The 17,663-nt window shown below is 63.8% G+C and carries 15 protein-coding genes; 5 read left to right on the top strand and 10 right to left on the bottom strand.

The features are described from left to right. Positions 1-49 precede the first annotated feature (49 nt). Complete coding sequence (locus DY201_RS13460; RefSeq protein ID WP_115731634.1) at positions 50-1,798, top strand: glycosyltransferase family protein; 1,749 nt, start codon at positions 50-52, stop codon at positions 1,796-1,798. Between the two features lie 23 nt (positions 1,799-1,821). On the opposite strand, the gene DY201_RS13455 is transcribed toward DY201_RS13460, so the two are convergent. From DY201_RS13455 to DY201_RS13420, 8 genes are all read right to left on the bottom strand, one after another. Beyond that, the gene (locus DY201_RS13455; RefSeq protein ID WP_115731633.1) at positions 1,822-2,301 is read right to left on the bottom strand and encodes a cupin domain-containing protein; all 480 of its coding nucleotides are present in this window, start codon (positions 2,299-2,301) and stop codon (positions 1,822-1,824) included. Between the two features lie 161 nt (positions 2,302-2,462). Further along, on the bottom strand, positions 2,463-3,875 hold the full coding sequence (locus DY201_RS13450) for an aspartate aminotransferase family protein (RefSeq protein ID WP_245432127.1): 1,413 nt from the start codon (positions 3,873-3,875) through the stop codon (positions 2,463-2,465). A 71-nt stretch (positions 3,876-3,946) separates the two neighbouring features. Beyond that, the gene (locus DY201_RS13445; protein ID WP_067960875.1) at positions 3,947-4,954 is read right to left on the bottom strand and encodes an NAD-dependent epimerase/dehydratase family protein; all 1,008 of its coding nucleotides are present in this window, start codon (positions 4,952-4,954) and stop codon (positions 3,947-3,949) included. Next, positions 4,951-5,385: an EamA family transporter gene (locus DY201_RS13440; RefSeq protein ID WP_115731631.1), complete on the bottom strand. Its 435-nt coding sequence runs from the start codon at positions 5,383-5,385 to the stop codon at positions 4,951-4,953. The genes DY201_RS13445 and DY201_RS13440 overlap by 4 nt, the downstream gene beginning before the upstream one ends. A 99-nt stretch (positions 5,386-5,484) precedes the next feature. Continuing rightward, complete coding sequence (locus DY201_RS13435) at positions 5,485-6,780, bottom strand: FAD-binding oxidoreductase (protein ID WP_115731630.1); 1,296 nt, start codon at positions 6,778-6,780, stop codon at positions 5,485-5,487. Positions 6,781-6,839: 59 nt separating this feature from the next. Further along, complete coding sequence (locus DY201_RS13430) at positions 6,840-8,276, bottom strand: UbiA family prenyltransferase (RefSeq protein ID WP_115731629.1); 1,437 nt, start codon at positions 8,274-8,276, stop codon at positions 6,840-6,842. 217 nt (positions 8,277-8,493) lie between these two features. Further along, positions 8,494-8,760, bottom strand: coding sequence for a hypothetical protein (locus DY201_RS13425; RefSeq protein ID WP_067960870.1), 267 nt, complete (start codon positions 8,758-8,760; stop codon positions 8,494-8,496). 137 nt (positions 8,761-8,897) lie between these two features. Further along, entirely contained in the window at positions 8,898-11,387 is a 2,490-nt protein-coding gene (locus tag DY201_RS13420; RefSeq protein ID WP_115731628.1) for a mechanosensitive ion channel family protein, read from the bottom strand. Positions 11,388-11,583: 196 nt separating this feature from the next. On the opposite strand from DY201_RS13420, the gene DY201_RS13415 reads away from it, so the two are divergent. From DY201_RS13415 to soxG, 4 genes are read left to right on the top strand one after another with little or no spacing between them, the layout of a single operon-like run. After that, positions 11,584-12,843, top strand: coding sequence for a sarcosine oxidase subunit beta family protein (locus DY201_RS13415; protein WP_115731627.1), 1,260 nt, complete (start codon positions 11,584-11,586; stop codon positions 12,841-12,843). A 10-nt stretch (positions 12,844-12,853) separates the two neighbouring features. Then, entirely contained in the window at positions 12,854-13,153 is a 300-nt protein-coding gene (locus DY201_RS13410; protein ID WP_115731626.1) for a sarcosine oxidase subunit delta, read from the top strand. Beyond that, entirely contained in the window at positions 13,150-16,146 is a 2,997-nt protein-coding gene (locus DY201_RS13405; protein ID WP_115731625.1) for a sarcosine oxidase subunit alpha family protein, read from the top strand. Before DY201_RS13410 ends, DY201_RS13405 begins: the two co-directional genes overlap by 4 nt. Next, positions 16,139-16,726, top strand: a complete 588-nt coding sequence (soxG, locus tag DY201_RS13400) for a sarcosine oxidase subunit gamma family protein (RefSeq protein WP_115731624.1) — start codon at positions 16,139-16,141, stop codon at positions 16,724-16,726. The genes DY201_RS13405 and soxG overlap by 8 nt, the downstream gene beginning before the upstream one ends. 12 nt (positions 16,727-16,738) lie before the next feature. Here soxG and DY201_RS13395 read toward each other — a convergent pair whose 3' ends face one another. After that, a complete protein-coding gene (locus DY201_RS13395; protein WP_115731623.1) occupies positions 16,739-17,134 on the bottom strand; it encodes a VOC family protein in 396 nt (131 codons plus the stop codon). Between the two features lie 22 nt (positions 17,135-17,156). After that, on the bottom strand, positions 17,157-17,630 hold the full coding sequence (locus DY201_RS13390; protein WP_115731622.1) for a DMT family transporter: 474 nt from the start codon (positions 17,628-17,630) through the stop codon (positions 17,157-17,159). Between the last annotated feature and the right edge of the window lie 33 nt (positions 17,631-17,663).

Raw genomic sequence — 17,663 nt, 5'->3', positions numbered from 1 at the left:
GTTGAATACAACAACGTCGTGTCGATCGAGATTGCCGCAGGTGCCGAAGATGAACACCACTTTCACGCCGCCTGCTGCATCCCTGGGTTCACGCCTCAAGGCCAAGACAACAAGCCCGCTTTTTCTTTTGGCTGTCGCATTTCTGCTGGTTTGCACCTTGCTGGCATTGCCGGTCTCCGTACCGATCGGTCCGATGTATTGGGACGTGCTGATCTATTACGATGCGGCGAACCGCATTTTCGACGGCCAGGTGCCGATCAACGACTTCTTCACCCCCGTCGGCCCGCTCGGCTATTACCTGTTTGCAGGCTGGGTGACGCTGTTTCCCAACGCCCAGCCGGCACTCGTGGCGCACTGGTCGCTGCTCGCCGTCACCGCGCCGCTGATGGCGCTGGTGCTGTGGGATGTCGGCCAGCGCTCGCGCGGCATAGCCTTTGCGCTGCTGGTGCCTTTCTTGCTGTTCGCGCTGCTGCCCTTCAACACGCGCGAATTCTATCCGTTCCCCGGTTCCGACGCATTCGGCATCTATAACCGCCAGGTCTGCCAGATGCTGTATGTGCTGGTGGCGGCGCTGATGTTCGTGCGCAATCGCTACCTGCTGGTTGCGCTGATTTCGCTCACAATGACGGCGCTGTTCTTCCTCAAGATCACCGGTTTCGTGGCCGGCGGCGTCATCGCCGCCTATGCGTTCTTCGCCGGCCGCGTGAAGTTTCGCTACGCGCTGGAGGCGCTGGTCATCTTCACCGCCGTCCTTGCCGTCATCGAACTGTCCAGCGGCATGGTCAGCCACTACATCACCGACATCCTCAAGTTGGTGATGATGAACGGCGGTACGCTGTTGCCGCGCTTCCTGCAGTCCACCTCGATCAATTTCGGTGTCGTGCTGGCGACGTCTGCGCTTGCCCTGGTCCTGCTCTGGTCCGACCGGCACAAGCTGTCCGAGCGCTTTTCCGCCGACCGCAAGACGTCGCTTGCGACAGCGGTTTCGGGGCTTCTCGACCATAACGGGCTTTGGCTGCTCGCTGTCCTGTTCGCCGGCGTGCTGTTCGAGACGCAGAACACCGGCAGCCAGGCGTTCATCTTCCTGGCGCCGCTCATCGTCGCCATCCTGCTCAAGGCGTCCAGGCTGCTTGCCAAGCCTATTGTGCTGCTCTCGGTCCTGGGACTGGCGGCGGCCGTCATATTGCCGCCGGCGTTGTTCGTCGTCGAGCGCGCGGCCCGCGCCTATATCGGCGCGCTCAAGAACCAGCCCATCGCGCAACGCAATCTGGCTACGCTCGGCGCCATCAACATGCGCAGCGAGGTCGCCGTCCGTGTCGACCATATGCTGAAATTCTACCCGGAGCATCGGCAGCTCTATACCGACCTCACCAATGCCGGCGAGTTGCCAACGCCGCTGCTCTATTCCGATTTCGACTTCCAGGTCACCTATCTCAGCAATGTCGACACGGCGGTCGATTCCATCCGCAAGCTGGAAGCCGACAAGGGCGTCCACTTCAACACGCTGATGTCGCTGAACTTCGTCAACCCCTTCCCCTGGCTGCTCGACCGCTCGGCACCGCTGCACATCGCCATCGGCGCCGATCCGATGCGCGCCGTGCCCGACCCCGGCTCGACCGAGGAGGCGGCGGTGGCGGACACCGACCTCGTCCTCCTGCCTACCTGCCCGCCGACCACGGCCAATGCCGCACTCTACGACATGTACAAGAGCGCACTAACCCAGCACCGCCGTATCCAGCTCGATTCCTGCTACGACGCCTTCGTCCATCCCAGGTTTTTCGCTGCGCTGGACAAGTAGCGTCGAGCCGCAAACGGAACGGCTTACCTGCTCTCGCGGTCGTAGTAGTCGGTCGTATTCTCGGCCCGGAACATCTTGCGGAGCCCGGGAAATCCCGGCTTGCCGGAGACGACCATCACCTTGCCCGAGTCCGGGTACTCGCAGGCATCGACCAGCGTCGACAATGCCAGATACCGCATCGTCGTCGTGCCGGTGTTGATGATCTGGTGGGCCACTTCAGCTCCCCCGGTTGGGCAGGCGATGACGTCGTGCTGGCGGATCGGAAAGCGCTTGTCGCCGAAGCGTAGCTCGCCCTCACCTTCCAGGATGAAGAACATCTCCTCTTCGCCGCGATGGTTGTGGAACGGGCACTGAACCTTGCCCGGCGGCAGGACTGTGAGGTTGTAGCCGAGGTTTTGCGCGCCGATGTGACGGCTTATCGACGCCCTCTTCGACGTGTAGATGCCATTCTCCTCGATGTCGTCGAACTCGACCTCGTCCAGATTCATGATCGGCTTGACCATTCGCTCCTCCCGATTTTTGCTCCGCCGCGCCATCCGAACATGCCGCGCTTGCGGAAGCCGGACAACCGCCTCCCGCCGACAGCGACAACGCCCTCCGGCAACCAGCTAACAAAAAAAGCCGGGTCGAGACCCGGCTTTGGAGGCAACGGGATGATGTCCCCTTACTTGACCTGGCTTTTGACGAAGTCCTTGACGATCGAAACGATGCCGCGGCCGAGCAGGCTGTCGAGGGCTGCGATCAGCACGTCGACATCGGCGCGGCTGCAGGTCAGCGGCGGCAGCAGGCGCACGACATTGCGGTTGTACTCGGTGAAGGCCACCAGCACGTCGTAGTCACGCAGCAGCAGCGCACCGACGAAGCCCGACAGCGACCCCTTGAGCTTGTCGTCGAGCACGCTGACCACCGGGCGCAGCACCATCGGCAGCGTCTGCGAGAAGTCGTGGAACTCGAGCCCGACCATCAGTCCCTGGCCGCGAACCTCTTTGATGATCTTGGGGTACTTGGCCTGGAGCTCCTCCAGCCGCGCCAGGAGATAGGCGCCGGTGTCGGCCGAATTCTCGATCAGGCCTTCGTCATAGAGCACGTTGAGCGTCTCGATGGCCGTGATGCAGCCTTCGCCGATACCGCCGAAGGTCGCCATGGCATGGATCATCGCGGTCTTCGGCGTGCCATAGGCCTTCATGTAGACGTCGCGGCGTGCGATCATTGCAGCCATCGCTGCCTTGCCGCCGCCCAGCGACTTGGCAACCGCAGTGATGTCGGGCACCACGTCATAGTGCTCGAAGGCATAGAAACGGCCCGAACGGCCGACGCCGCACTGCACCTCGTCGGCGACCCAGATCACGCCATACTGGTCGCACAGCGCGCGCAGCTTGTGCCAGAACGCGGCCGGCGCCTTGTTGATGCCGCCGCCACCCTGGATCGTCTCGAGCACGATGGCGCCGATGGCCGGATCGGAACGGAACGCCTTCTCGATGGCATCGATGTCGCCGAACGGCACCCGCACGGTGTTTTCGGTGAGCTTGAACTCACCGCGATAGAGCGCGCCGTCGGTGACCGAGAGCACGCCCTTGGTCTTTCCGTGGAACGAGTTCTCGGCATAGACGATCTTGGGACGTGCCGGACCCGCAGCACGCTCGGCGAGCTTGACCGCGGCTTCCATGGCTTCCGAACCGGACGAGCCGAAAAACACCATGTCGAGATCGCCGGGCGAGATCTGCGCCAGATTGTAGGCCAGCGCCGAGGCGTATTGCGACATGAAGGCGATGCCGATTTCGTGGCGCTTCTCGTCCTGGAACTTCTTGCGCGCCTCGAGCACGCGCGGATGGTTGTGGCCGAGCGCCAGCGAACCGAAGCCGCCGAAGAAATCGAGGATCTTGCGGCCGTTCTGATCGATGTAGTGCATGCCCTCGGCGCGCTCGATCTTGATCTTGTGGAAGCCGAGCAGCTTCATGAAATGCAGCTGGCCGGGGTTGAGATGCGCCTTGAACAGGTCGGTCATCCTGGCGACGTCGAGCGCCTTGGCCTGCTCGACCGACATCAGGTTCGGCTTGGCGAGCTTTGCCGAAGTCATTGCCGGAGCAACCGCGACGGCATGCGAATGGGCCGTATCCGGCTTGGTGACAAGCGTCATGTTCATATCCTCTATTCAGCCGGGGCGTGCTGCGTCGACGCAGCGAGGCCGTCCTTTTTGGCGCGATATTCCTTGTAGGCTGCGATGAGCATGTCCTCGTCGCGGTATTGCGGCACCCAGCCGAGCTGGCGCTCGCCCTTGGAGACGTCGAGCACGCACTCCTCGTCGGCGATCAGATACTGCTCGGGATCCATGATCGGCATGTTCATCAGGTCGAGCAGGTCGAGCGTCCGCTTGACCGCCCAGCCCGGCGTCGGCAGCAGGATCGACTTCGAACCGGCATGCTTGACCAGGTCGCCGAGCAGCTTGCGCACCGGCGGCGGATTGAGCGAACCGAGATTGTAGGCCTCGTTCGGCACGCCGGCCTTCCAGGCAAGCCGCGCTGCCTCGGCGCAGTCGAACACCGAGATGAATTGGTATGGATTCCTGCCCGAACCGATCATCGGCACCGGCAGGTTCCAGTCGATCAGCTTGAACAGCTTCTCCAGAATGCCGAGACGCCCGGGCCCGATGATCAGGCGCGGGCGGAACAGCGAGATGTTCATGCCGCGCGTCCGCCACTCGGCCGCCAGTTCCTCGGTCTTCTGCTTCGACCAGCCATATTCGCCGAGCGGCGCCACCGGATGCTCTTCGGTCATCGGATGGGTCACGGTGTGGCCGTAGATCATGTCGGTGGTGTAGTGGACCAGCCTCGGCGCTGCCGCATGGTCCATCGCCTTGATGATGTTCTCGGTACCGAAATAGTTGACCGGGAAAAAGAAGTCGTGGCGCTTGGCCCGCACCTGCAGCGGCGACAGCATTTTGGCCGACAGGTTGTAGACCATGTCGTCGGCCTTGATGCCAACGGCGGCGATCGCGGCGGGATCGGTCACGTCGCAATGGACAAAGCGTGCGTTGCGGTAATGCGCCAGATCGCTCTTGACGATGTCGGCAACGACAACCTCTTCGCCGTCGGCGATCAGTTTGGGCGCAAGATGACGACCGACGAAGCCGTCGCCTCCGAAAATGATGTGTCTCATCGCAAAAGCTCGCTTGTCTTGGTGGGTTCGGTAGAGGCCGCGGCGACAACTTCGCCATGGTCGCGGCCGCTCTGGGCGATCAGCACGGTGCCGACGCAGATGAAGGCGATGCCGGCGATGCGCCAGGCATTCAGGTCTTCATGAAAGACGAAGTAGGCAAACACCGCCACCGCCACATAGGCTAGGCTGAGGAAGGGATAGGCGAAGCTGAGCTCGACCTTGGACAGCACATAGAGGTGCGACGCCATAGAGATGACGAAAGTCAGCAGTCCGGCGAAGACCCATGGGCTGAAGACGATCTGCAGTATCTTGATCAGCGGATTGGTGCCTTCGAAAGAAAGCGGCCCAAGAGACATCATGCCCTGCTTCAGCATCAGCTGGGCCGCGGCATTGGTCATCACTGTGAAAAGGATGAAGAGGATATATTTCATTGCTTTGTCCGTCCTTCGCACAACCTATCGGAAAGCCCCTGATATTCTGTGAAGCTTTCCCGGCAATTTGAACTTTTTCCGCATTTCTCTAACAAGCGGCTACTCGGCCGCCTGCGCCGTCTCGCCATTGCGCCCGCCCAGGCGGCCGGCGGTCCGGGCCCAGAAGTCGGACATGAATGCCGGATCGCGCATCGCCTCGAGCCGCTGCCAGTCCCGGAACGAAGCCGCGAATGTCTCAGCCGACATGCGCGCGTCCTTGTAGGGATTGACCGCGCCACCGGCGCCGACGGTGATCCGGTCGAGTTCGGCGAGCAGTTCCAGCGTGCGCCGGCCATGGTTCGGAAAATCGAGCGTCAGCGTGTAGCCCGGGCGCGCGAAGGACAGCAAAGCTGGCGAACGCTGGCTGCCAAAACGTTTGAGCACGGTCAGGAACGAGCCCTGCCCGGCGCGCCGCGCCGCCGCCAGCAATGCCGGCATGGTTTCGCGCGCCGCAGCTTCAGGCACGACGCTCTGGTGCTGGTAAAGCCCGCTCGGACCGTAGAGCCGGTTCCAGTCGGCAACACCGTCGAGCGGAAAGAAGAACTTCTGGTAGCTCGCCTGGCTTTCCCTGAGGCGGCCGCGCCGCCAGCCATAAGCGGCGTTGAACAGCCTCAGGAAGGGCCGGTTGAGCAAGGTCAATGGCGGCTGGAACGGCACCGACAGTCTTGCCGTGCCGCGTTCGGCCGTCCGCGCGCCATAGGCGGCGTGGTTGCCGGCAAGCAGCAAGCCGCGGCCGGCATGCTTGCCGCCGGCCATCTGGTCGATCCAGGCAACGGCATATTCGTTGTCGCGGTCGGCGGCGTCGGCGAGATCGAAATATTCGCCCAGGCTGCCGAAAGGCTTCACCGTCTCGGCGATGTCGAGCGAGGGTACCCGCATCAGCCGGATCGTGGCGGACAGGATGATGCCGGTCAGCCCCATGCCGCCGATCGTCGCCCAGAACAGCCGGGCGTTCTCGCCGGCCGAGCAGGCATAGCTGCGCCCGTCCGAGCGCAGCAATGTCAGGCGTTCGACATGGCAGCCAAAACTGCCGCGACGGTGGTGGTTCTTGCCATGCACGTCGTTGGCGATGGCGCCGCCGAGCGTGACGAACTGCGTCCCCGGCACGACAGCCGGGAAAAACCCGTGTGGGGCGGCATAGGCGATGATGTCGGCCAGCAGCGTGCCGGCCTCGGCTTCGATCAGGCCGGTCTCGGCATTGAATGCGATGACGCGCTTGCGCGGCCGCATGTCGACGACGGCGCCGGCGCTGTTCTGGCAGCTGTCGCCATAGCTGCGGCCATTGCCATAAGCGAGCAGCGATCCGGCGCGTGCCGTCCCGCTGGCCAAAAGCCGCGTTGCCTCGGCGATATCCATCGCCTGGCTTGCGCCCGGATTGGCACGGCCAAAGCTCTGGTAACGGGCCGGTCCCACGCTCACAGGCCCGCCACCACAAGCAGCACCGCGCCGGCGAAAACGACGATCTGACTGCGCCAGTCACGAATGATGAAGACGACGGGATCGTCATGCAGTTCATCGCGCCGCGCCAGGATCCAAATACGCATGGTGAGATAGAGCACGATCGGGGCCAGCGGCCAGACCAGCCAGGGATGTTCGTAGAGCTCGCGCACTGCGCTGCTGTCGATGTAGAGCGCCAGAACCAGCGCCGAGGAAAACGCCGACGCCATGCCGGCCTGGGCAACGATCTCCTGGTCCTCGATGCGATAGCCACGACCGGCGATACGCTCGCCGACGCTGAGGCTGGACGAACGCAGCTCGACATAACGCTTCACCAGCGCCAGCGAGAGGAAGAAAAAGATCGAGAAGGCGAGCAGCCAGAACGACACGTCCACCCCGGTCGCTGCGGCACCCGCCAGGATGCGCAAGGTGTAGAGCCCGGCCAGGGTCAGCACGTCGAGCAGCAGCATCCGCTTGACCGAAAGCGAATATGCGGTGGTGGCGACGAGATAGACCAGCAGAACGCCGGCAAACTCGATCGTCGTGAAGGCCGCCGTTGCCAGGCTGATGACCAGAAGCACGGCCACGGACGCCAGTCCGAACGGGATCGACAGCCTGCCGCTGGCGAAAGGCCGTTCGCGCTTGGTCGCGTGCGCCCTGTCCAGCGCCAGGTCGAAGAAGTCGTTGACGATGTAGATGGCCGAGGCGGCGGCACTGAACGAGATGAACGCCAGGATGGCCGGCACAAGCATCTCGGGATTGAAATATTTGTGCGCCAGCACCAGCGGCACGGCGATCAGCACGTTCTTGAGCCATTGATGGACGCGCAGCATCTTTCGGATGGTGCGCAGGTCGGGCTTCGGCGTCTCGATCAGCTCGGACTGATGGCTGGCCTGCCAGCGTGCGGCGGCCCGGTCGGGCGCAACCACGATCGCCTCGCGCGCGGCATCGAACACTTTGACGTCGTGGCGGCTGTTGCCGGCATAATCGAAGCCGCCATCGCCATAGGCTGCCACCAGCGCCCTGCGCTTGCGTTCAGCGGTCAGGTTTTCGCCGCCGTCACTGGCGAGCACCGCGTCGAACAGGCCGAGATGGCGTGCGATGGCTTCGGCGAACTTGCGGGGCGTGCCGGTGGCCAGAACGATCTGGCGCCCATTGGCCTGCTCTTCGCGCAGGCGTCTCAGCACTTCCGGCCGGTAAGGCAAGGTCGCCGGGTCGATGTCGACCACCTCGGCAATCGCCTGCTTGAGACGCGCTGGGCCGCCCTTGAGCAACCAGAACGGCACCATGAAGATGGCGAGCGGGTTCTTCTTGAGAAGGGCAAACAGTCCTTCCCACAACAGATCGCTGGCGATCAGCGTGCCGTCGAGATCGACCGCCAGAGGTACTATCTTGTTGTCTGATCGCGCATCCATCAAACTGCCTGCCCTGCCCATTGCCGGACGGCGTGAACCTTCCGGACCCAATGCCGCTATAGCGGGCGACCACGTTCCGGATGGTTAAGGTCGAGGCCGAATGCTAAACGAGCACCAGTCATTTCGCCAGTCATGCTTAAGCAGACGTTAGCAGAATGCAGAAAAGGCCGGGCTGATGCCCGGCCTTTTCGATCATTAGCCTGCGTGTTGACAGACTTTACTTGATGCGGGCTGCGCCGCCCGAAATCTCTACTGTTTCATCACCGGTCAGCGCTTCGCGGTCACCATTCGGCAAGGTCACGAAGCAGCCGCTCGAGCAGAACTCGACCGTTTCGCCGGCGGCAAGGGAAAGCTCCGTCTTGGAGCCACCTTCCGTGACGATCAGGGTCCGCGGTTCGGCGTCGAGGTTTACCGCGCTTGCAGCATGCGCAGCGCCCGACATTGCCAGGACCAGCGCGCCTGCAGCGACAAGAAACCTTTTCATTTGCACTCGGTGTTTCCACCGTCCCTGTTCATCTCAGCAAGGCATTTTCGCCGTTTGCATGAGAGCTTATATGAGTTTGAAGCTGAACGGCAACTGAATGCCTTGTTCATGCCATAATTGCCCGACGCGCCCTGCCGTCACTCCGGATCCGGCTTCCTGGGCCTGCCGGGCTTGCGGCCGGCTGCGGCTTGTGCGGCGCGTTTGCTGCGCGCTTCCTCGAGTTCAGCCACCTGTGCCTCGACTTGTTCGTCGTCGGCAGGCCACTTTTCCGCCGGCTTGACGTCATGCGCCCGCGCCGTCGACGGGATGGCGATGTTTTCGCGCTCGAATGCTTCCAGCACGCCGAAGCGGATATCGTTCTGGACAGTATTGCTGCCGAGCAGATCAGCCAGGAAGAACCGCATTTCGAATTCCAGCGCTGCCGGGCCGAAATTGGCGAAAAGCACGAACGGCTCCGGGTTCTTCAGCACCATCGGATGCGAGCGCACGATGTCGAGCATGATCTCGTGGGCGCGCTTGGCGTCTGAATCATAGGCAACGCCGATCTTGATGTCGACGCGGCCCAGCTTGTTGCGGTGGGTCCAGTTGCCGACGGCGCTGTTGATCAGGTCCGAATTGGGCAGGATCACCGACTGGCGCTGGAAGGTCTCGATCTCGGTGGCGCGCACGCTGATCTTCTTGACCGTGCCCGACACGGCGCCCGCGACGATCCAGTCGCCGACCTTGAACGGACGCTCGGCCAGCAGGATCAGGCCGGAAACGAAGTTCGACACGACGTTCTGCAAGCCGAAACCGATACCGAGGGAGAGCGCACCGGCAACAAGCGCCAGGTTGGAAAGATCGATGCCGGCCGCAGACACGGCGATCAAACCGGCTATCGCCACGCCGGCATAGCCGACGGCGAGGCGTATGGAATTGCGCACGCCGGCGTCGACCTTGCCACGTGCCATGACCGAGCCGTCGAGCCAGCCCTGGAACCAGCGTGTCACGAAATAGCCGATGGCAAATACCATGACGCCGGAAAGCAGGCCGGCGGGCGAGAAGGTGAAACTGCCGATCTGGAAGCCCGAGCCGATACGATACAGCCATGTGATCATGTCGCCGGGCTGAAATCCCCAGGTAAACAGGATCAGCGGCACACCGACGATCAGCACGATCAGATTGATGACCATGCTGGTGACGAGGCCGAGCTGATCGAGCGTCGCATCGTCGAGCGTGAACATCCGCTTGATGCGACGGCCGACCGTCGTCTTGATGAAGGCGTCTTCCTCGTTGATCGCCTGCGAAGACAGGAAGCCGATATACATGGTCGCGAGGATCGTGCCGGTAATGACGATCTGCTGCGACACGAAGCGCGCAAGCCCGATATAGCCCAACAGTGCCGCGGCAATGGTGACCCCGCCCAGCGTGAGCACGATGTAGCGGAACAGACGCGGCCAGGGCTTCGGCCGTCCGTCCTCATCGATGAACGGCTTGACCAAGCCGATCAGCATGACCAGCACGCCGATCACTACGGTCGAAGTCAGCGCCTCGCCGACGGTCAACGCAACCGGCGAGCCGAGTACCTGATAGACCGAGCTCAGGAAGTAATCGAGGCCGGTAAACAGAGCGGTCGCTGTGATCAGCAGCATCAGCCAGCGCGCAGCGCCGCTTTCGACCGGTATAAGCCGCCACTTGGGCAGCCTGGGCGACAGCACGGCCATGCCGAGGCGCGAAACGAAGAACACGATGGCGATGACGTAGAACAGCGACCACAACATGGCGCCGATGTCGCCGCGCAGCACCTCGAAATAGGCGAACAGATAGTAGGTGACGCCAAGGAAGACGACGAGCGCCGCCGACTGCATGAAGGTCGACCAGAACGCGACCGACAGCCTGCTGAGATAGGATGGCTCCTCAACCCGGCCGTCAGGCTCGAACATCCGTCCGAACATGCGCCGGCCGCCGATGATGATGACCGCCGCCGCACCCAGGGCGAAGAACGTGGCCGCCAGCATCGACTTGAGCTTGAAGCTGACGACGAAACGAACCCAGGACGAGACCGTCCGGTAAAGGTCGTTAATCTCCGTCTTGAAGGCGTCGGCCACCTCGGAGCCCAGCGCGAAATTAATCTGGTAGCGCTTGGTCAACAGGTTCTGGAACAGGCTGCGGCGGATCTCGGTGATCTGGCTGATCAGCTTGTCAATGCGGATCGACAGGTTCTCGGCAACGCCGAGCACGGCATTGATCTCGGTCTTCTCTGCGTTCAGCTTCTCGCGCTCGCTGGTCACGACAGCGGGCTCGGCCGGTTGGCCGTCGGCCGGCGGCTTGCCGAGCTGTTCCAGCCGGGCGTTGATTTCGGTCAGGCGCGGACGAAAAGCGACGCCGCTTTGCAACAGGTCGCGCGACAGCTGCTCGAGCTGCAGGCGGATGTCGACGAGACCGGCATCGTCCTCGGCGCTCTGCTCCATCTTCTTCTGCAGCGCATCCGTCCTGGCGGTGATGCTGGCGATGACCTCCTGCTGGTCGGACACCACGCCGGCCGGCGCCTTGCCGAGATCGGCATCCTGCGCTGCGGCGTTTGCCACAAGCACGGCTGTGAAGATGAACAGGGTGGCAGCGATGCGCCGGACTGCGGAAAAAAACATGATTTGTCAGCGACTCGTAGTCAGTTTGCCGATGAAAAGGCGTGGCCATTGATAAAGACGCGCATCTCGGCGGGCAAGCCGATGCGCGCTGGCCCATGGGAAAGTCGGCCTGACGAAAAACAATGGCGGAATATTGGCTTGATCGCAGCAGTGCTGCCTGTAGTGTCCCCGCGCAGCCTGAAGGATGACATGAAGTATGGCGGAATATTCGGCCTTTTCGCTTCTCAAGAACGCGCTCAGCGGTAACCGCGACTGGAAGCCGGCATGGCGCAAGCCGAGCCCCAAGGCATCGTATGACGTCGTCATCATCGGCGGCGGCGGCCATGGATTGTCGACCGCCTACTACCTCGCCAAGGAGTTCGGCATCACCAACGTTGCCGTGCTGGAAAAGGGCTATCTCGGCTCCGGCAATGTCGGCCGCAACACCACCGCCGTCCGCTCCAACTACCTGTTGCCGCAGAACACACGCTTCTACGAACACTCGATGAAGATGTGGGAGAACCTTTCCCACGACCTCAACTACAACGTCATGTTCTCGCAGCGCGGCGTGCTCAACCTGGCGCACACGCCGGGCCAGCTCGACGACCTCGCCCGCAAGGGCAACGCCATGCGCCATCTCGGCGTCGACGCCGAGCTGATGACGCCGGCCGAGATCGGTCGCCGCGTCCCCGGGCTCGACATGTCGCAGCGGGCACGTTTCCCGATCTATGGCGGGCTGATGCAGGAACGCGCGGGTACTGCCCGCCACGATGCCGTTGCCTGGGGTTATGCCCGGGGTGCCGACCGCCGCGGCGTCGATATCATCGAGAATTGCGAAGTCACAGGCTTCCTGCGTGACGGCGACCGGGTCATCGGCGTCTCGACAAGTCGCGGCGAGATTCGTGCCAGGAAGGTCGCCGTTGCCGTGGCCGGCAGCACCGGGCGGGTAATGCAACTCGCCGGCATCGACCGCATGCCGATCGAGAGCCACGTCCTCCAGGCCTTCGTCTCGGAATCGCTCAAGCCGTTCCTCGACACCGTGCTGACCTTCGGCATGGGCCACTTCTATGTCGGTCAGTCCGACAAGGGCGGCCTAGTCTATGGCGGTGACCTCGACGGCTACAATTCCTATGCCCAGCGCGGCAGCCTGCCCATCGTCGAGGAAGTGATGAGCGAGATGCTGGCGCTGTTCCCTTCGCTGGCACCCGTGCGCGTGCTGCGCTCATGGGGTGGGGTCTGCGACATGTCGATGGATGGCTCGCCGATCATCACCACCGGCCCCTTGCCCGGCATGTATCTCAATTGCGGCTGGTGTTACGGCGGCTTCAAGGCAACGCCGGCTTCCGGCTTCTGCTTTGCCCACACCATCGCCAAGGACGCGCCGCACGAGTTCAACGCGCCCTTCACGCTCGACCGTTTCAGCCGTGGCACCGTCATCGACGACAAGGGCCAGGGTCCGACGCCGCGAATGCACTAGGGATTCGAATATGTTGATCACCTGCCCCTATTGCGGCCCGCGCGACGTTTCCGAATTCGCCTATCAGGGCGACGGCAACCGCAGCCGTCCCGATCCCGCTTCGACCGATGCCGAGGCGTGGAGCGCCTATGTCTATGACCGCCTCAACCCGGCCGGCATCCACAACGAGATCTGGCAACACGCCGGCGGCTGCCGCGCCCATCTCGCCGTCGTCCGCGACACGCTCACCCATGAAATCAAGAGCGTGCGTTTTGCCCGCGAACATGGCGCGCCGCCCCACGGCCGCCGCACATCCGGAGCCAAGGCATGAGCCCGCGCCGCACACCGTCGGGTGGCCGCATCGACCGGCTGCGGACCATCCGCTTCACCTTCGACGGCACCGCCTATACCGGCCACCAGGGCGATACGCTGGCCTCGGCGCTGCTTGCCAATGGGGTTTCGCTGTTCGGCCGCTCATTCAAGTACCACCGTCCGCGCGGCGTGCTGACATCAGGCGTCGATGAGCCGAACGCGCTGGTGACGGTGCTGCGCGGCGAGGTCCGCGAACCGAACATTCCCGCCACGATGGTCGAGATCCATGACGGCCTCACCGCCGTCAGCCAGAACCGCTTTCCCTCGCTCGCCTACGACGTCAGCGCCATCAACCAGCTCGGCGGCAAGTTCATCTCCGCCGGCTTCTACTACAAGACCTTCATGGGACCGGTGATCGGCCCGCTCAAGGGCACCCGGTTCTGGATGCTCTGCGAAAAGATCATCCGCCGCGCCGCCGGCCTCGGCCGCGCCGGCCACGCGCCCGATCCGTCGCGTTATGAGCGCATGAACGCCTTCTGCGACGTGCTTGTCGTCGGCTCCGGGCCCGCCGGCCTTGCCGCCGCGCACGAGGCTGCACAGTCGGGCGCTCAGGTCATCCTGGCTGAGCTCGATCCATGCTTCGGCGGCTCGGCCAATTGGTCGGGCGAGACGATCGACGGCGAGCCCGCCGCAACCTGGGCCTCCGACGTCGTCGGCGAACTCAAGACCCATGACAATGTCCGCCTGCTCAAGCGCACCACCGTCTGGGGCTATTATGACGGCAACACGCTGGCCGCCGTCGAACGTGTCAGCGACCACAAGGACACGCCCGCCAAGGGTGCGCCGCGCCATCGCCACTGGACCATCCGGGCAAGAAACGTCGTGCTCGCCACCGGTGCCTTCGAACGGCCACTTGTGTTCCCCGGCAACGACCGGCCGGGCGTGATGATGGCCAGCGCCGCGATGCGCTATGCCAACCAGTACGGCGTGCTGGCTGGCGAAAAGATCGCCGTTCTGGCCAACAACGACAGCGCCTATCGCGCAGCCGCGGCTCTAGCCAAGGCTGGAGCCAGGATCGTCGCCATCGCCGACCTGCGCTCCGACGTCTCCGCGGCCTGCCGCACGCTTGCATCAGAGGCCGGCGCCGAACTTTTGGCCGGCCATGCGGTGATCGGCACCGAAGGCGGCAAGAAGCTCTCCGGTGTCAAGCTGGCCCCATTCTCCGCCGCATCGGGTGTCTCCAAGGGCAACGCGCGCGACATCGGCGCCGACTGCCTAGTCGTTTCGGGCGGCTGGTCGCCGACCATCCACCTCGCCAGCCAGGCCGGGGCGCGGCCGGTCTGGAGCGACGACCTGCAGGCCTTCCTGCCGCCGGAAACCGGCAAGGGCTGGATCGGCGCCGGCGCCTTCAACGGAACCTTCTCGACGGCCGAAGTCATCTCCGAAGGCTTTTCCGCCGGCCGCAAGGCGGCAGGCCAGCCGGCGCTCGAAACCGCCACCCTGCCCCACGTCGAACCCGCGCCGCTCGACCCCAACCCGGCGCCGGTCTTCGAGATCAAGGCCAAGGGCAAGGCCTTCGTCGACCTCCAGCACGACGTGACGGCTGACGATGTCCGCCTCGCACACCTCGAAGGTTTCGTCTCGGTCGAGCATCTCAAGCGCTACACCACCCTCGGCATGGCCACCGACCAGGGCAAAGGCTCCAACGTGCCCGGCCTCGCCATCATGGCCGAAGCCCTGGGCAAGCCGATCCCCGAGGTCGGCACGACGCGCTTCCGCCCGCCATACGCACCTGTCTCCGTCGGCGCGCTTGCCGCCGAGCGTTTCGGCGACCTCAAGCCTGACCGGCTGACCCCGATGCATGACTGGCATCTGGAAAACGGCGCGACGATGTATTCGGCCGGCCTGTGGTTCCGCCCGATGATCTATGGCGGCCCCGGCGAGACGATCGAGCAGGCCTATGTCAGGGAAGCGGGAGCGACCCGCGAAACGGCGGGCATCGTCGACGTCTCGACGCTCGGCAAGATCGCCGTCCAGGGACCGGATGCCGCAGAGTTCCTCGACCGCATCTATTCCAACGTCTTTTCGACCTTGCCCGTCGGCAAGGCGCGCTACGGCCTGATGCTGCGCGAGGACGGCCTCGTCTTCGACGACGGCACCACCTGGCGGCTTGGCGAACACGACTTCCTGATGACCACGACCACGGCCAATGCCGGCAAGGTCATGCAGCACCTCGAATATTTCCTCGACGTCGTCTGGCCGGATCTCAAGGTTCACCTGACCTCCGTCACCGATCAGTGGGCCGGCGCGGCGATCGGCGGCCCAAAGGCGCGGGACATCCTCGCTGCCTGCGTCACCGGCACCAGGGTCGACAACGAGGCCCTGCCCTTCATGGGCATCGTCCATGGCGAGATTTCGGGCGCACCGGTGATGATCTGCCGGCTCTCCTTTTCAGGCGAGATGGCCTTCGAGGTATATTCCGGTGCCGGTCACGGCACCCATGCCTGGGAAGCGCTGATCGAGGCCGGCAAACCTTTCGGCATGGTTCCCTACGGGCTCGAGGCCCTCGGCACGATGCGCATCGAAAAAGGCCACGTCACCGGTGCCGAGATCGACGGCCGCACCTCGGCACGCGACCTCCATCTCGGCTGGATGCTGTCCAAGAAAAAACCCTTCATCGGCTCGGCGATGATGGACCGCGAAGGACTTGCCGCCTCGGGCAGGCTCGAACTGGTCGGCCTGATCTCACTCGACAACCGACCGCTCAGCGGTGGCGCGCACATCGTCGAGGAGGTCGACGCCGCCAACCCGCACGGATCGCTCGGCCACATCACCGCCGCCTGCTTCTCGCCCGCGCTCGGCAAGTACATAGCACTTGCCCTGGTCTCCGGCGGCAAAGCGCGCCATGGCAAGCGTGCTCACATCTCCGACCCGTTGCGCAACCGCTTCGGCCCGGTGGAAATCGTCAGCCACCACTTCTTCGATCCCGAAGGGAAGCGCATGCATGGTTGAGCAGCTTTCACCGCTCGAACCGGTATTCCGGCCCGGCTCGCATGGCAATTTCGTCGACGGCGTCGGCGTAACCTTGTCCGAGATCGCACCCGGCTCGATTGTCCAGCTTGCCGCCTGGCCGGGCGAGGAAAAGAAGCTGATGGCAACGATCGGTTCGGTCACCGGCCTCAAGCTGGCCGACGGCGCAGGCGCCGGCGCGTCGTCCGAGCGCTGTTGCGCCTTCGGCTTCGCTCCGGGAAAGTTCCTGGTATCAGACGCTTCGGAAGGACTTGCCACAGCCTTTGCCGGCAAGGTCACCGCAGCGATGGGCACGATCACCGACCTGTCGCATGGACGCACGGCGATCAGAATCGGCGGCCCGAAATCGGAATGGGTGCTGGCCAAGCTCTTCGCCGTCGACTTTGCGCTGGCCGCCTTTCCCCAGGGTTCCGGCACCTCGACCACCCATCACGACGTCTTCACCCAGATCCAGCGCAGCGGCCCCGACAGCTTCGACCTCTACGTCTTCCGCTCCTTCGCCCGCTCCTTCTGGAAAATGCTTTGCCATGCATCCGAAGACGTCGGCTACGAGGTCAGATAAGTCAGGCGGCAGTCATGATGCCCAGCCCGCATTCTGCAGCACGACGCGGTAACCATCACCGTCCTCGAAGGTCACGCCCCGCCTGTCCCAGTAGGGATTGAAGGACGGCACCGGCTGATGGCCATGCACCTTCATCCGCGAGACCGCCGCCTGCCAGTCGTCGCTGTCGGGCAAATAGAACACGACGAGATTGTCCTGCGTCGGCGCCCTGCCGGCGTCATGGCCATGGGCATGGGTGAACTCGAAATGATGCGCGTCGCCGGCCTTGCCGAGCATCAAGCCATCGAAACCGTCATGATTCTCGAAGCGGGCGAGTTCATCGAGCCCGAGCCCGTCGCGGTAGAAACGGACGGTGGCCTCGAGGTCGTTGGTGGGCCGCGCTACGCGCAGGACGACGTTCTGTTTCATGGTCTCTCTCCCTGGGTCGAGCCTAGCCTGCCTTCGCCGCACTTGCCCACTGGGTGACGACGAGCCCCATGACGATCAGCACCAGACCCGCAACCCTGGCGAGACCGGCCGGGCGCTGCACGAACCCCATCAGCCCGAAATGATCGATGACGAGCGACGCCATCATCTGCCCGCCGATGACGGCGACGACGAAGCTCGCCGCCCCCATCTTCGGCGCCAGCAGCAGCGCCGCCGTGACATAGACCACGCCCGCGGCGCCGCCGATCCAGATCCACCAGGGCCCAGTGGCTGCGGCGGTTGCAAAGCTCGGCACTGGGACCTTGAACGCCAGCATGACTGGTACGGCCAGGGCCACGCTGACGGCCAGCGAGACCATCGTCGCCCAGAGCGGATGGCCGAGCAGCCGCCCGAGCATGGCGTTGGCACCGGCCTGAAACGGGATGGCGGCGCCGGCGACCAGCGCTGCGGCGAGCAGGGATGAACCTAGGTTCGGCATGACATGTCTCCTTGTTTTCCAAGGCCTAGGCCA

Source organism: Aminobacter aminovorans (assembly GCF_900445235.1).
Classification (GTDB): Bacteria; Pseudomonadota; Alphaproteobacteria; order Rhizobiales; family Rhizobiaceae; genus Aminobacter; species Aminobacter aminovorans.
This window is presented reverse-complemented; position numbering and strand designations above follow the sequence as displayed.

Bases quoted from the DNA above. Each gene is read 5' to 3' on its own strand.
- DY201_RS13395 (WP_115731623.1), bottom strand. From the start codon at position 17,134: ATGAAACAGAACGTCGTCCTGCGCGTAGCGCGGCCCACCAACGACCTC.
- DY201_RS13405 (WP_115731625.1), top strand. From the start codon at position 13,150: ATGAGCCCGCGCCGCACACCGTCGGGTGGCCGCATCGACCGGCTGCGG.
- DY201_RS13420 (WP_115731628.1), bottom strand. From the start codon at position 11,387: ATGTTTTTTTCCGCAGTCCGGCGCATCGCTGCCACCCTGTTCATCTTC.
- DY201_RS13445 (WP_067960875.1), bottom strand. From the start codon at position 4,954: ATGAGACACATCATTTTCGGAGGCGACGGCTTCGTCGGTCGTCATCTT.
- DY201_RS13410 (WP_115731626.1), top strand. From the start codon at position 12,854: ATGTTGATCACCTGCCCCTATTGCGGCCCGCGCGACGTTTCCGAATTC.
- DY201_RS13455 (WP_115731633.1), bottom strand. From the start codon at position 2,301: ATGGTCAAGCCGATCATGAATCTGGACGAGGTCGAGTTCGACGACATC.
- DY201_RS13460 (WP_115731634.1), top strand. From the start codon at position 50: ATGAACACCACTTTCACGCCGCCTGCTGCATCCCTGGGTTCACGCCTC.
- DY201_RS13435 (WP_115731630.1), bottom strand. From the start codon at position 6,780: ATGGATATCGCCGAGGCAACGCGGCTTTTGGCCAGCGGGACGGCACGC.
- DY201_RS13415 (WP_115731627.1), top strand. From the start codon at position 11,584: ATGGCGGAATATTCGGCCTTTTCGCTTCTCAAGAACGCGCTCAGCGGT.
- DY201_RS13440 (WP_115731631.1), bottom strand. From the start codon at position 5,385: ATGAAATATATCCTCTTCATCCTTTTCACAGTGATGACCAATGCCGCG.
- DY201_RS13390 (WP_115731622.1), bottom strand. From the start codon at position 17,630: ATGCCGAACCTAGGTTCATCCCTGCTCGCCGCAGCGCTGGTCGCCGGC.
- DY201_RS13450 (WP_245432127.1), bottom strand. From the start codon at position 3,875: ATGACTTCGGCAAAGCTCGCCAAGCCGAACCTGATGTCGGTCGAGCAG.
- DY201_RS13425 (WP_067960870.1), bottom strand. From the start codon at position 8,760: ATGAAAAGGTTTCTTGTCGCTGCAGGCGCGCTGGTCCTGGCAATGTCG.
- DY201_RS13430 (WP_115731629.1), bottom strand. From the start codon at position 8,276: ATGGATGCGCGATCAGACAACAAGATAGTACCTCTGGCGGTCGATCTC.
- soxG (WP_115731624.1), top strand. From the start codon at position 16,139: ATGGTTGAGCAGCTTTCACCGCTCGAACCGGTATTCCGGCCCGGCTCG.